Below are 14,852 nucleotides of genomic sequence, written 5' to 3' on the forward strand. Positions count from 1 at the left end.
ACCACGGCTAACCCGAATTGCGCAAGGCTGTGGCAAGGCCGTTCATGGTCAGCTGGATGCCGGAGGCCACCTCATCAGACTCGTCGCCGTTGCGGTACCGGCGCATGAGCTCCACCTGGATGATGTTCAGCGGCAGCAGGTAGGGGTAGCGCGAGCGCACCGACCGGGACAGCTGCGGGTTATCCCCCAACAGATCATCGGTCTGGGTGATCTCTGAGTACATGTCTCGGGTGAGCTCGTACTCCGTGCAGATGCAGGAGTAGATGCGATCGGCGACCTCGGGGGCGTCGACAAGCTGGGAGTACAGCCGGGCCAGGCCCATTTCTGCCTTGCTCATCACCTGCGCCATGTTGGACAGCACCGAGTTGAAAAATGGCCAGTTTTGGTAGAGCTGCTGGAGCTCTGTCAGGCGCGCGTCCCGGTCGTCGCCGGCGTCGAGCCAGCGCTTGATGGCGGTGCCCACGCCATACCAGCCGGGCAGCATGACGCGAGACTGCGACCAGGACAGCACCCACGGAATAGCCCGCAAGTCATCCAGGCTTTCCGTCTGCTTGCGCGACGACGGCCGCGAGCCGATGTTGAGTGAGCCGATCTCGCGGACGGGGGTGGACTGCGTGAAGTACTGGATAAAGCCCGGGTCCTCGTGCGCCAATGCGCCGTAGTGTTCCTGGCTGGCCTGGGACAGCCACTCCATGACCTCGTAGGCCCGGGTCGGATCGTCCAGGTCATTGACGTCCAGGGCAGTAGATTCCAGCGTGGCGGCCACCAAGGCCTCCAGGTTGCGCCGGGCGGTCTCCTCGGTGCCGTACTTGGCGGAGATGATCTCCCCCTGCTCGGTGATGCGCACCGAGCCGGAGACGGCGCCCTTAGGCTGGGCCAGAATTGCGTCATAGGACGGCCCGCCGCCGCGGCCCACGGTTCCGCCGCGGCCGTGGAAGAGGCGCAGCCGGATGTTGCGGCGTGCGCAGGCGTCCACCAGTTGCAGCTCCCCGCGGTACAGCGCCCAGTTGGCGGCGAAGTAGCCGCCGTCCTTGTTGGAGTCCGAGTAGCCCAGCATCACTTCTTGGGTGTCGCCGCGTCCCTTGAGGTAGCTGCGGTAGAGCGGGATGTCCCAGAGCTTTTCCAGGATTTCCGCACCGCGCTGGAGGTCCTCGATGGTTTCAAACAGCGGAATAATGTCCAGGCTCCCCACGAGGGTGGAGTCCTGGCAGCGCAGCAGGCCAACCTCCTTGAGCAGGATCATCGGTTCCAGGATGTCGCTGACGGATTCGGCCATGGAGATGATGCTGTGGGGCACCATCTCGGTGCCGTAGCGCTCCACGGCCGCCGCGGCTTGTCTGACAATTCCCAGCTCGCGGACGGTCTCCTCGCTCAGCTCCACCTTTCCGGCGGGCACGAGGGGCCGGGGGCTCGACAGCTCGGCGACCAACAGCGCGATCTTGTCCTCTTCATTCAACGCCTCATAGTCGGGGGTGACGTGGGAGAGCCGGAACAGTTCGCTCAGGATTGCGCTGTAGCTTTCCGAGTTTTGCCGCAGGTCAATCGAGTAGAGGTGGAATCCGAAGGTGTCCACCGCGCAGATGAGCCGGGCCAGCCGGTCATCGGCAATGATGGCGTCTCCGCCCGCCCGCAGGGACGTATCAATGATCCCCAGGTCACGGCGGAAGTCCGCGACGCTGTCGTAGGGCCGGTGGTCCTGGTACCAGCTGCCTTCCACCGCATCGGGGTTGATGCGGTCTGCCTCCGTGGCCAGAATGCGGCCCCGGACGCCGTGGATGGCGCGCCGGTAGGGCTCGTCGACACGGCTGGGAACGTCATTGTGCCCGCGATCCGCCAGGTCATACAGCTCGGCGCTCATCTGCGTCATGCGGTCCGACAGGCTGAGTTCATGCTCAAGCTTGTGCAGTTGGCGCTGGTAGTAGCGCAGCACCGTCTGGGCCGCCCGCCAGGAGGCATAGTCCACCGTGGCGTGGGTGACGTAGGGGTTGCCGTCGTGATCGCCGCCGATCCAGGATCCGGGGCGCACGATGGCGTGGGTTCCGGTATCCACGCCGAGGCTGCGCAGGTGATTACGCACGTCCAGGTTGAGGCGCGGGATCTCCTCGAGCAGGCTGAGCTTGTAGTAGCGCAGGCCCACTTCGATCTCGTCTTCGATGCGCGGCCGGGCCACCCGAATCAGGGCCGTTTGCCACAGCAGCGTCAACCGCCGGGAAATATCGTGATCGATGCGATCAAGCTCGCGCTCTGTCAGCGCGTTGCGCGGCTGGCGCAGCACCTCATGGCGGCGGCGCATGAGCCGGCCGATGTGGCTTTGGGCATCAAAGACCGTGCGCCGCCGCGTTTCCGTCGGGTGGGCGGTGAGCACCGGGGCCACCAGCATGTGGGGCACGGCGTCGGCCAATTCTTGCGGGCTTTGTCCGGCGCGCTCCAGGGCTGCCCACGTCGCCCCGAGGGTCGCCGGGGCCGCCGGTTTGCCCTCCTGCGCGCGCCGCAGCTGGTCCGCTTCATCGTTGAGGTCCTCGGCCAGGTTCGCCATGAGGGCAAAGGTGCTAAAGGCGCGAATGACGGGTGCCGCGTCCTGGGGTTTGATGCCCTCGAACATGGCCCGGAGATCGTCAATATCGGCCTCCTGGCGGGCGACGGAAAACGCCAGTTGGCGCGCGCCCTCCACCAGCTCGAAGACCTCCTCGCCTTCCTGCGAGGCGATGACGTCACCGAGCAAACGTCCCAGGTGTCTAATGTCTTCTTGGAGACATTGCGCGGAACGCGAAAGCTCTTCTTCCACGGGAAATACCATCCTTATCCAACACAGTATGTGCCAGTGATTGCGGCCCTTTTCAAGGCCTGTGAGCCCACAAAACCCCCGAGGCACGTGCGTAGCGCTCGGGGGCTTGTGCGGCGGGTGCCGGCGAGACTAGCGCACCGTTCCGGCAGCGTTCGCGGCCAGCTTGGCAAACGCCTCACCATCGAGGGAGGCGCCGCCGACCAGACCACCGTCAACGTCGGGCTGCCCGACGATCTCAGCGACCGTTTCGGCCTTGACGGACCCACCGTAAAGGATGCGTATCGACGCCGCGGTCGGGGCGTCGGCAAGCTCCTCCAGCAGGCCACGGATCGCGTGGCAGACTTCCTGCGCATCGGCGGCCGAGGCCACCTTGCCGGTGCCAATGGCCCACACGGGCTCATAGGCGATGACCACGCGCTCCAGCTCGTCCTTGCTCAGGCCGGCCAGGGAGTTGCGGGTCTGCTCCACCACGTAGTCCACGTGGGTGCCCTTCTCCCGGATCTCCAGCGGCTCGCCCACGCACACGATGGGGCTGATGCCAGCGCCCAGCGCGGCCTTCGCCTTGGCGGCAACCAGCTCGTCCGACTCCTGGTGGTATTCCCGACGCTCCGAGTGGCCCACCACGACCCAGGAGCATCCCAGGCGCGCGAGCATAGCGGCGGACACCTCACCGGTGTAGGCGCCGGACTCGTGCCCAGAGACATCCTGCGCGCCATAGGTGATGGCCAGCTTGTCTCCCTCGACGAGGGTTTGCACGGAACGCAGATCCGTGAACGGCACGGTCAGCGCCACATCCACGGCCTCGTAGTACTCCTTGGGCAGAGCGAAGGCCAGCTTCTGCACGGTGGCAATGGCCTCCAGATGGTCCAAGTTCATCTTCCAGTTGCCGGCAATCAGCGGCTTACGTGCCATAGTGGGGCACCTTTCGTTGTGCTTGTAGGAAACAGCAGTGCTAGGCGGGCTGGGCGCTTAGGCGTTGAGAACTTCCACGCCCGGCAGGTCCTTGCCCTCCAGGAACTCGAGGGAGGCGCCGCCACCGGTGGAAATGTGGGAGAAGCCGTCCTCGTCAAGACCCAGCGCGCGCACGGAGGCTGCGGAGTCGCCGCCGCCCACCACGGAGAACGCGCCCTTGGCGGTCGCGTCGATGATGGCCTGGGCCACCCCGGCGGTGCCGGCGGAGAAGTTCTCAAACTCGAACACGCCCATGGGCCCGTTCCAGAAGACCGTGCGGGCCTGCGCCAGCACCTCGCCAAAAGCCTCCACCGACTTCGGTCCGATGTCCAGCGACTGCCAGCCCTCCGGGATACCGTCGAGCTCCACGATGGTGCGCTCGGCGTCGTTGGAGAAGCCGTCCGCGGCGGTCAGGTCGACGGGCAGGACGATCTTGTCTCCAAAGCGCTCCAGCAGGTCCTTGCAGGTGTCCACCATCTCCTCCTGGAGCAGGGACTTCTGCGTGTTGTAGCCGCGGGCAGTCAGGAAGGTGTAGCACATGCCGCCGCCGATGATGAGCTTGTCCGCCTTCTGGGCCAGCGCCTCGATGACGCCGAGCTTGTCGGAGACCTTCGAGCCACCGAGGACTACCACGTAGGGCTTCTCCGGAGCCTGGGCAACCTTCTCCAGCACGGAGACTTCCTTGTTCACCAAGTAGCCGGCGTACGCGGGCAGGCGCTTGGCAACGTCGTAGACGGAGGCCTGCTTGCGGTGCACCACGCCGAAGCCATCGGAGACGAAGGCGCCGTTGTCGGCGGCCAGGGCCACCAGCTCGTCGGCGAAGGCGCCGCGCTCTGCCTCATCCTTGGAGGTCTCGCGGGGATCGAAGCGCACATTTTCTACCAGCAGCACGTCGCCGTTGTTCAGGCCGTTGGCGCGCTCGTGGGCGTCCTCGCCGACGACGTCGCTAGCCAACGCGACGTACTGGCCGAGCGCCTCGGACAGCGCCTCTGCCACCGGCTTGAGCGAGTACTTCTCATTGACCTCGCCCTTCGGCCGGCCAAGGTGCGCGGTGACGATGAGCTTGGCGCCCCCGCCGATAAGCGCCTTGAGGGTGGGAAGGGAGGCAGTGATGCGACCGGGGTCGGTGATCTCGCCGGCGTCGTTAAGCGGAACGTTGAAGTCCGAGCGCACCAGGACGTGGCGGCCCTCGACGCCCTCCTTGAGCAGGTCATCAACAGTCTTGATAGCCATGAAAACTCCTCAATAAAACAAGTCGTGGGTGCAGCCTGCCCGGACGGGAGCGCCCGGATGCTGCGAAAGAAAACGGCCCGGGAGTACGTGTGCCGAGGCACACCCCGGGCCGCAGGGTTTATGCTGGGGGTACAACGCGAGCGCTCTACCCCGCGACGTGCACCTTAGAGCTTGGAGGCAACCAGCTCGGTCAGGCGCAGCAGCTGGCAGGTGTAGCCCCACTCGTTGTCGTACCAGGAGACGACCTTGACCTGGTCGCCGATGACCTTGGTCAGGCCGGCGTCGAAGATGGAGCCGTGGGAATCGGTGACGATGTCGTGGGAGACCAGCGGATCCTCGGTGTAGCCCAGGGTCTCGTTGGCAGCTTCCTTGATGGCGGCGTTGACCTCTTCAACCGTGGTCTCGCGGGAGGCGGTGAAGGTCAGGTCCGTGGCGGAGCCGGTGATCACCGGGACGCGCAGGGCGTAGCCGTCAAGCTTGCCCTTGAGCTCCGGGAGCACCAGGGCCACGGCCTTGGCGGCACCGGTGGAGGTGGGCACGATGTTCACGGCGGCGGCGCGGGCACGACGCAGGTCCTTGTGGGGAGCGTCGTGGAGGCGCTGGTCGCCGGTGTAGGCGTGCACGGTGGTCATCAGGCCACGCTCGATGCCGAACTTGTCATTGAGCACCTTGGCCATCGGGGCCAGGCAGTTGGTGGTGCAGGACGCGCCGGAGATGACGTTGTGCTTCTCCGGGTCGTAGTCCTCGTGGTTGACGTTGTAAACGAAGGTCGCGTCCTCGTTCTTCGCCGGAGCGGAGATGATGACCTTCTTGGCGCCGGCCTCGATGTGGGCCTTGGCGTCGTTGGCGTCGGTGAAGAACCCGGTGGACTCGATGACGATGTCCACGTTGTGGGAGGCCCAGTCAAGGTTCTTGGGCTCACGCTCGGCGGAGACGGCGATGCGCTTGCCACCAACGGTGATGGACTCATCATCGTGCTCGATGTCCTGATCCAGCTTGCCCAGGATCGAGTCATACTTCAGCAGGGTGGCCAGCGTCTTGTTGTCGGTCAGATCATTGACCGCGACGATCTCCAGGTCCTCGCTACGCTCCAGAACGGCGCGGAAGAAGTTGCGGCCGATGCGGCCAAAGCCGTTGATGCCAACACGAATGGTCACGTTGTTTCTCCTCTAGGTTGAGAGTGGTGTCCAGAGGGGCGATCCCACTTAACTCACCAGCCTGGTGCCGGTAGGTAAGCAGTCGCGCTCTGCCTCACACGGACGAGTGTACCGACCCCGCGCCCGTATTGCAGCCTTCCTATGCCCGAAACTGGACCGGAAGGCCACCGTTTCTCAACGTTTCGGGCTCAAACGGATATGAAACGGACATTGCTTGTGCGGACAATGTCGGGAAACCCTGGCCCACCCCCGCCCCGCGGGGTGCAGCCGCCCCCGTTAAGGGGGACATAACTTAAGGTATTCACCCCGGAGTACATCTTCCATACCTAAGTGTGTTCTTCATCACACCTGGCAGTCGGGGGCGATGTAGCAAACACCACCCCACCGCCCGCCGCAGCACCCCCACTGGGATCCGGCCTATTCCGGGTCCAAAAGGTCGTCCGTCACCGCCGCCGCGGTGCCCTCAATCCCCAGCTCCTCGGCGCGCCGATCGGCCATAGACAGCAGGCGCCGAATCCGCCCGGCGATCGCATCCTTGGTCATCGCGGGCTCAGCAAGCCGGCCCAGCTCCTCCAACGAGGCCTGCTTGAAGCGCACCCGCAACTGCCCCGCCTCAGCCAAATGCTCCGGAACATCATCGGCCAAAATCGCCATCGCGCGTTCCACCCGCGCCGCCGCGGCAACAGCCGCGCGCGCCGAACGACGCAGATTCGCGTCATCAAAATTGACCAACCTGCTCGTTGTCGTCTGCGCCTGCTGCGCGCGCCGCGCCTCATCCCACCGCAGGCACGTCCGATACGCCCCCATGCGATTAAGCAAGACCACAATGCCCTCCGCGTCCCGGACGGCAAAGCGCTCCTCTCCCCGAGTCTCGCGCATCCGCGCCGTCAGCCCCAGGCGACGCACGCACCCCACCAAGGCCTGGCCCGCCACCGTCTCCGGGCACTCCACCTCCAGCGCGCTCGAACGCGCCGGATCAGACAGGCTGCCGCGGGCAAGCACAGCCCCCCGCAACGCTGCATCGATCACCGAGATCGGGCCGTTGATGATCATCAACGGCAGCCCGCGCACCGGCTCGCCACTGCGGGTGATCAGGCCCAGCCGGCGCACCATCTCCGCGGACCCAGAACCCATGTGCACGCTAAACTGCGCGGCCTTGCGCCCCGCGACCGGAGGAATGGAAACGGTGCGCACCGGGACGTCGAAAAGCGAGGACACCAGACGAGACAGATGCCGAGCCACGCAGGCATACGGGGTCTCCACGCTCAACGTCAACACCCCAGAGCGCTGCTCCCACTGCCCGCCCATGCGCAACAGCCCGGCAAGCTCCGCCATCCGGTCACCCTGGCGATGCGTCTCCACCGCCGCTAGCTCGTCGATCATCGACGCGGTCAAACTCACCTCGGATACGCTCCCTTTCGCCTCACAGACTCCACCTGATGCCCCGGCTGGCACCTCGCCACAACCGGAACAGACACCGCGCGCGCCGACATCATGCCGAACCCAACCGTCTCACATCCCGCAAAGCTGCAGCGAGCTTAGCCGGATCGTGCCGATTGCGCCGGCGACCGTCCGAATCAACCTCCTCGACGTCACGGTAAACCACCTGCGCACCCAAGCGCTGTGCAGCGCGCTGCAAATACGCCTTCTCACTGCTACTGAGCTGCGCACCGCGATCCACCATGATCCAATCCACGCGCAAGCCCGGAGCATGCTGCGCGAGCATATGCAGGTGCCGCTCCGAGGAAAAGCCCTGCGTCTCCCCCGGCTCAGCAGACAGATTCAACACCACAACCTTGACTGCCGACGCCGCCGTCATCGCCTCCACCAACTCCGGAATCAGCAAGTGCGGAATCACCGAAGAAAACCAGGATCCCGGGCCCAGGGTAATCATGTCCGCCGCCGCAATAGCATCCAGCACATGGGCATTGACCTGTGGATTTTCCGGAATGAGGCGGACGCGCCGCACCGAGCCGGGAGTCGACGCCACCGCGACCTGACCGCGCACCGGACGCACGATCCGCGGATCATTGTCCAAGCCGGCCACATCGGCCTCAATATCCAACGGCTCCAAGCACACCGGCAACACGCGGTCACTCGATCCGGTCAAGGCGCCCACAATATCCAGCGCCTGCTGGGTATCGCCCAACACCTCCGTCAGGCCAGAGATGACCAGGTTGCCCAAGGCATGCCCCGCCAAGGCGCCGTTGCCGCCAAAGCGGTGCTGCAACGCCTGCGCCCACATCCGACCGGACTCATCCTCGCCCGCCAAGGCGGCCAACGCCATGCGCAAGTCGCCGGGCGGGATCATGGCAAGCTCGCGGCGGATGCGCCCCGAAGAACCGCCATCATCAGCCACCGTGACCACCGCGACGATCCCCTCGGCACCTGATAGCCGGCCCGCGCGCAAGGTCTGATAGAGCCCGTGCCCCCCGCCCAGACTCACCAATAGCCCCATATCTCCGGCGCCGCGAGCACCATGCTGGGTCATCGAATCCTCCGGGGCCGGGTAGTGCGGATCAGCATCCACCGCGGTTACCGCCTTTCTGCCTAATCTTCGTGGTGTCTAGCTCCAAGGGCACAGACACTCGTGTGTCTTCTTGACGCAGCCCGATGCGGGGTCAGGATGGGCGACGGGCCAGCACACAACCCGCGCATGACGCTGCGCGCGCAGCAGCATGCAGCCCACGGTGCAGCCTTAAGCGCAACCAATAAGCGCCGCATCATCCCTTTCTACCCAAACACTCATTGCCCTGAGCCACCCAGCCGCCCCCTCAAAAGGGGCCGGGTCCCGTACAGTGCGCGCGGCGCATGCTGTGCCACGCGCGCACAACTCCTGGTCGCTCCGGTCTGGTCCGGCACACGAGCGCGCCCGCGTCCCGGAACCCGCCTTGCGGCACGGCTGGGCATCAGCGCGGCTACTCGCGTGCGATATCCCGGTGCGTCACCGTCACTCCGATCGTGCCACGCTCACGCAGGCGCCGACCGATTTCCTGGGCCACAGCCACAGAGCGGTGATGCCCGCCGGTGCACCCCACAGACATGGTGATGAAGTTCTTTCCCTCATGCCGATACCCCGGCTGCATGGAATCAAACATGGTCAGGAAGTTATCAATAAACTCCCGCGAGCCCGGCTGAGAAAGCACATAATCCGACACCGCGGCGTCCGTGCCCCGATACTGGCGCAACTCCGGAACCCAATACGGATTGGGTAAGAAGCGCACATCCACCGTGATGTCTGAATCCCGGGGGGCGCCGTGCTTAAACCCGAAAGACTGAATGGTGACGTGCGGGCGCTTATCCACGATGGTGCCAAAGGTTTCTTCAATCCTGCGGCGCAGATCATGGACAGACAATTCCGAGGTGTCAATGGTCACATGGGCGTCTTCTTTAATCTCGGCGAGCTCATGGCGCTCGCGGGCGATGCCATCAGAAAGCGTGTCCCCGCCCTGGAGCGGATGAGTGCGCCGCACGCTATCAAAGCGTTTGATCAGCACGTCATCGCGGGCATCCAAAAACAGGACCGTCGGGGCGAGATGACGCGCCCGCAGCTCCTCAAGCGTCTGCAACAAATTGCCCCGGAACATCCGCGCACGCACGTCCGTGACCATGGCCACCCGATCAACGGGAGAATCCGGGGCGGCGCACATTCCGGCCAGCGTCAACACCAACTCCGGGGGCAAATTGTGGGCGACATACCAGTCTTTATCTTCAAAAACCTTCGCCGCGGTGCTCAAACCCGCCCCCGACATGCCGGTAATCAGCAACGGCGGGGACACCAGATGGGAAGGCAAAGAACCTGCGGGATCGAGATCTCTAGATTGCTCTCGGTCGGCGCTGTGACTAGTCATGCTCACCATCCTAGCGGCCGGCACTACAGGTGGTTACCCGGCGAAAAGTTCACCGCATACTCACTGACATCGTGACTCGTAATACCAGCCGCCAGCGCAGGCTTACTTATCCCGCACGCCGCCGGGTGCTTCCATGGCAGAATTTTGTCTACTGCCCCCGCGAAGCCCGCAGGTAGCGGGCACCGGGGACGGCGGGGCGTCGACAAGCAATACCTCCCGGGCGGCGGACTGAGTGCCCACTAGGTGGCCACGCGTGCCTTAAGCGTCACCCGGTGCTGGCGGATCCGCCGCGGGCGGGTGCTCCCCCGCATCAGGGTGCAAGGCGGTGAACACCGTCTGCGCCAGCGCCGGGCCAAACCCTTTGACCTGCGCTATTTGCTCCACGCTCGCCTGTTTGAGCCGCTTGAGGGAGCCGAAGTGGCGCACCAGCTCGCTGCGGCGCACCTGCCCCAGACCCTTAATGTCATCGAGCTGGGAGTGCTTCATGCGCTTGGAGCGTTGCTGCCGGTGATAGGTGATGGCAAAACGGTGGGCCTCATCGCGGATTTGTTGGAGCAAATACAGGCCCTGGGAATTGCGCGGCAGAATCACTGGATCGGGGTCGCCGGGCACCCAGATTTCCTCCAGCCGCTTGGCCAGACCGACCAGATAGACATCCGAGATTCCAAGCTCATCAAAAACCTCCGCAGCGGCAGCGACCTGGGGTGCGCCGCCATCAACGATGAACAGCTGCGGCGGGTAGGCAAAACGCTTCGGATCGGTGCTCATCTCCTCGACGCGCTGCGCGAGTTCATCGCTAAACGTCGATCCGTCGAATTCTTCCGCCTCCGGAATCGCGCGGCTGTCCTGATTATGGCGCAAGAATCGCCGACGGGTGATTTCCGCAATGGAGGCGACATCATCGCTGTGCCCATCGCCGGCAGCTTCCTTAATTCTGTAGCGCCGATAATCGGATTTCTTTGGCAGGCCGTCTTCAAAAACCACCAGCGAGGCAACCACATCGGTTCCCTGAAGGTGGGAAATGTCGGTACATTCGATGCGCAGCGGTGCCTGATCCATTCCCAGGGCATCTTGAATGTCCTGCAACGCCGCGGACCTGGCCGTCAGATCGCCCACGCGCTTGAGTTTGTGCTGGCGCAGGGCCTCCACCGCATTCTTGGTCACAGTTTCCGCCAACGCTTTTTTATCGCCACGCTGCGGAACCCGCAGTTCGACCGGGCCGCCACGCAACTCCTGCAACGCTTGGGTTGTCTCCGGGGCGGCCGCGGGAAGCTGCGGCACCAAAATCAGCCGCGGGATCAGAGTTCCAGGCCGGCGATGTTCGTGGGATTGCTTATCGACGCCCCGGCGCCGCACCGCCGCGCGCTCCTCCTGGTCTTCCTGGCGCGCCCGGTCAACCGCATCGCCATAAAACTGGACGAGGAAGTTCTGCAGCAATTCCGGAAGCGCCGGATCCGGCTCACCCTCGACGAGCGGCTGGCTGCCCCCGGCCTCGTCGCCGCTCTTTTCCACGACCCACCCACGCTGACCGCGGACCCTGCCGGCACGCACGTGAAAGACCTGGACTGCGGCCTCGAGCTCATCGGTAGCAATGCCGATGATGTCGGCGTCCGTGCCGTCGCCAAGGACCACCGTCTGGCGCTCCATGAGCTTATCAATGGCGGCCAGATTGTCCCGCAGCCGAGCCGCATGCTCGAACTCGAGGTTGACCGCGGCCTCCTCCATCTCCCGGGTTAGCCGCGCGCGCACGGCGTCAGTGTGCCCCGCCATGAAAGCGCAGAAGCCCTCCGCGATGTCACGGTGCTCCTCCGCGCTGACCCGCCCCACGCACGGGGCGGCGCACTTATCGATGTAGCCCAGCAAGCATGGCCTGCCCAGGGCCTCATGCCGGTGAAACACCCCCTTGGTGCAGGTGCGCATGGGGTAGATCCGGGTGAGCAGGTCCAACGTTTCGCGCACCGCCCAGGCATGCGAATAGGGCCCAAAGTAGCGCACCCCTTTGCGCCGCGGGCCGCGGTAGAAGAAGGCCCGGGGGTACTGCTCGTTCATGGAAACCGCCAGAACCGGATAGGTTTTATCGTCCCGGTACATGACGTTGAAGCGCGGGTCGAAGCGCTTAATCCAGGTGTACTCCAGCTGCAGGGCCTCCACCTCGCTGGCTACCACCGTCCACTCAACACTCGCCCCGGTGAGCACCATCTGGCGGGTGCGCGGGTGAAGCTGGGTGATGTCCTGGAAGTAGTTAGACAGGCGTGCCCGCAGGTTTTTGGCCTTGCCTACGTAGATGACGCGGCCGGTGTCATCGCGGAACTTATATACCCCCGGGTCGGTGGGGATGGTGCCGGGGGCCGGGCGATAGTCTGCTGGATCAGCCAAGAAACGGGGCCTCCGGCACTAATCTTCTGGCATGTAGGCGGCCTCGAGCTGGCGGAAGCGCTCCACGTCCTCAAGGATGGTGTCCTGATCCGCCGCTTGCAGCGCCCACATGGGCACATACTCAAAGTCCGGCAGCTCCAGGCGGGCAACGCGCGAGCCGCGGGGGAAAGACAGCCCATAAATCACGGACCACCCGTAGAAACGGGTTCCAATGAAGTTGCGCACCTCAACGCCATCGGCGTTGGCCCGCACGCGCGGGCGCGACAGGCACACGGCGCACAGCACGGCGAGGATGACGCCGATTCCGGGGAATGCGAAGCGGTCAATGGTGGTGATGGTCACGCCAGTGCTGCCGATACCCACGACGATGCCCATGATGATGTGGATAACGATGAGCGCCGCGGCGCCGACATATCCGATGAGCCGCAGCCGCCGCGACTGCACCTCATACTCCCAGGGGCGTTGCGAAGTCTCCGCCATCGGGTCCAAAGCGTTATAGGCGCTGGCCTGATCCTGGCTTAACTGCGTGGCTCCCGCCTGGGAGGCGGCGGTCGCCTTCGCGTCGCCGAGCTGTCCAGGCACATCCTTGGATTCCACTTTTTCTACGTCCGTCCCATCCGCTGGTCGCTAATCTCCGGGCTCAGTCTACCGAGCCGCCCGCTGCTGCACGCCAGATTGCCTCATCTGACGGCGTCTCGGGGCTTTTTCCCCTGACCCACCTCGCGCAGGACCAGCGCCGTGTGCAGCGCCGCCACGGCAGCTTCTGCGCCCTTATCCTCTACCGCGTCGATCCCACCGGAGCGTTCAATGGCTTGCTCGAGGGTATCGGTGGTCAGGATGCCATTGCCCACGGGGGTGGATTCGTCCAGGGCGATGCGGGTGAGCCCGGCGGTCACGGAGTCACACACATAATCGAAGTGCGGCGTGCCGCCCCGGACCACGCACCCCAGTGCCACCACTGCGTCGTGGGTGCGGGCTGCGGCCTGGACGACCACCGGGATCTCCAAGGCACCAACAACCCGGAACTCATCAACGCTCGCGCCGCAGTCGCGGGCGGCGCGCACGGCGTGCTCGTGGAGGCGATCGCAGATCTCCTCGTTCCAGCTGGACGTGACCACGGCCACCGAAAGGCCCGTCGCGTCCACGCCGGCTACCTGGGGCAATCCCTCTTTAGCCATCGCTTTTTACTCTCCTTGGGATTAGTTGTCATCCGCCGCGGCGGGCCCATCCTGGGGGTGGGTCTGGTCCCACTGTGCCACGCCCGGCAAGTCATGGCCCATGCGATCGCGCTTGGCGCGCAGATAACGCACGTTGTCCTCGTTGACGGTGACAGGCAAGGTGGTGCGCTTGACCACCTTCAGGCCGTGGCCGGCCAGCGCCTCCTGCTTAGCCGGATTATTGCTAATCAGGTTGACGGAGGTCACGCACAGATCCCGCAGGATCTGCGCGGCGGTATCAAACTCTCGAGCATCCACCGGGTGGCCAAGTTCCACATTAGCGTCCACGGTGTCCCAGCCCCGATCTTGAAGCTCATAGGCCTGGAGCTTGTGGTTCAGGCCAATGCCCCGGCCCTCCTGGCCGCGTAGGTATACCACGATGCCGCGACCGGCCTGGGCGATCAGCTCCATCGAGCGGTGCAGCTGCTCGCCGCAGTCGCACCGGCGCGAGGAGAAGACGTCTCCGGTCAGGCACTCAGAATGCACCCGCACGATGACATCCTCGCCGCCATCCTGGTCTGGGTGCCCGGCGATCAACGCCACGTGGTCTACCCCGGTGATGCGGTGTCTAAACCCGATGGCCCTGAAGTAGCCAAACTCGGTGGGCAGTCGGGTCTCTACCACCCGATCAATGAGCATCTCGTGGCTGCGGCGCCAGGCGATGAGCTGTTCGATGGAGATCATCACCAGGCCGTGTTCATCGGCGAACCGACGCAGCTCGGGTCCGCGTGCCATGTCCGTGGGATCAGCCTCCGAGACGATCTCACAGAGCACCCCAGCCGGGTAGAGCCCGGCGGCGCGTGCCAGGTCTACGGCGGCCTCGGTGTGGCCGTCGCGGACCAGGACTCCCCCTTCCCGGGCCCGCAGTGGCACCACGTGCCCGGGCCGGGTGAAGTCCTCCGGGCCGCGGGCGGGGTCGGCCAGGCGGCGGACAGTTTCGCAGCGCGACTGCGCCGAGATGCCCGTCGTGCCGGTGGCCGCATCCACGGTAACGGTGTAGGCCGTTGACCTGGCGTCCTCGTTTCGGGTCACCATGGGGGGAAGGCCCAGCCGGTCCGCATCCGCGTGGGTCAGGGGGGCGCAGATGTAGCCGGAGGTGTAGCGCACCATGAATGCCACCAACTCTGGGGTGGCTTTTTCCGCCGCGAAGATTAAGTCGCCTTCATTTTCCCGGTCTTCATTGTCTACAACCACCACGGCTTGACCTGCTGCGATCGCCGCGATGGCGGCCTCGACGGTGTCAAGTCTTAAGTTCTCCCGGGATTGCTCAGTCACGCTGCCT

Annotated in this window: 11 protein-coding genes; all 11 read right to left on the reverse strand. The window is 64.8% G+C overall.

Annotation, left to right across the window (positions count from 1 at the left end):
* Positions 1-7: 7 nt before the first annotated feature.
* Complete coding sequence (gene ppc / locus LH390_RS06105; RefSeq protein ID WP_399524674.1) at positions 8-2,797, reverse strand: phosphoenolpyruvate carboxylase; 2,790 nt, start codon at positions 2,795-2,797, stop codon at positions 8-10.
* A 117-nt stretch (positions 2,798-2,914) separates the two neighbouring features.
* Complete coding sequence (tpiA, locus tag LH390_RS06110; RefSeq protein WP_227337349.1) at positions 2,915-3,697, reverse strand: triose-phosphate isomerase; 783 nt, start codon at positions 3,695-3,697, stop codon at positions 2,915-2,917.
* A 57-nt stretch (positions 3,698-3,754) separates the two neighbouring features.
* Positions 3,755-4,969, reverse strand: coding sequence for a phosphoglycerate kinase (locus tag LH390_RS06115; protein ID WP_227282141.1), 1,215 nt, complete (start codon positions 4,967-4,969; stop codon positions 3,755-3,757).
* A 164-nt stretch (positions 4,970-5,133) separates the two neighbouring features.
* Positions 5,134-6,126 carry a type I glyceraldehyde-3-phosphate dehydrogenase gene (gene gap, locus LH390_RS06120; protein ID WP_227282140.1) on the reverse strand — a complete coding sequence of 331 codons (993 nt, stop codon included), beginning with the start codon at positions 6,124-6,126 and terminating at the stop codon, positions 5,134-5,136.
* Positions 6,127-6,543: 417 nt separating this feature from the next.
* A complete protein-coding gene (gene whiA / locus LH390_RS06125; RefSeq protein ID WP_227282602.1) occupies positions 6,544-7,509 on the reverse strand; it encodes a DNA-binding protein WhiA in 966 nt (321 codons plus the stop codon).
* A 109-nt stretch (positions 7,510-7,618) separates the two neighbouring features.
* Entirely contained in the window at positions 7,619-8,584 is a 966-nt protein-coding gene (locus LH390_RS06130; RefSeq protein WP_227282601.1) for a gluconeogenesis factor YvcK family protein, read from the reverse strand.
* 460 nt (positions 8,585-9,044) lie between these two features.
* Positions 9,045-9,977 (reverse strand): RNase adapter RapZ, encoded by a 933-nt coding sequence (gene rapZ, locus LH390_RS06135; RefSeq protein ID WP_269961613.1) that lies wholly within the window; start codon positions 9,975-9,977, stop codon positions 9,045-9,047.
* A 258-nt stretch (positions 9,978-10,235) separates the two neighbouring features.
* Positions 10,236-12,353 (reverse strand): excinuclease ABC subunit UvrC, encoded by a 2,118-nt coding sequence (gene uvrC, locus LH390_RS06140; RefSeq protein WP_227282139.1) that lies wholly within the window; start codon positions 12,351-12,353, stop codon positions 10,236-10,238.
* A gap of 18 nt (positions 12,354-12,371) precedes the next feature.
* Positions 12,372-12,950 carry a PH domain-containing protein gene (locus LH390_RS06145; RefSeq protein WP_227282138.1) on the reverse strand — a complete coding sequence of 193 codons (579 nt, stop codon included), beginning with the start codon at positions 12,948-12,950 and terminating at the stop codon, positions 12,372-12,374.
* Between the two features lie 83 nt (positions 12,951-13,033).
* Positions 13,034-13,531 (reverse strand): 6,7-dimethyl-8-ribityllumazine synthase, encoded by a 498-nt coding sequence (gene ribH, locus LH390_RS06150; RefSeq protein ID WP_227282137.1) that lies wholly within the window; start codon positions 13,529-13,531, stop codon positions 13,034-13,036.
* A 21-nt stretch (positions 13,532-13,552) separates the two neighbouring features.
* Positions 13,553-14,845 (reverse strand): bifunctional 3,4-dihydroxy-2-butanone-4-phosphate synthase/GTP cyclohydrolase II, encoded by a 1,293-nt coding sequence (locus LH390_RS06155; RefSeq protein WP_227282136.1) that lies wholly within the window; start codon positions 14,843-14,845, stop codon positions 13,553-13,555.
* Positions 14,846-14,852 lie beyond the last annotated feature (7 nt).

Source organism: Corynebacterium uberis (genome assembly GCF_020616335.1).
Taxonomy (GTDB): domain Bacteria; phylum Actinomycetota; class Actinomycetes; order Mycobacteriales; family Mycobacteriaceae; genus Corynebacterium; species Corynebacterium uberis.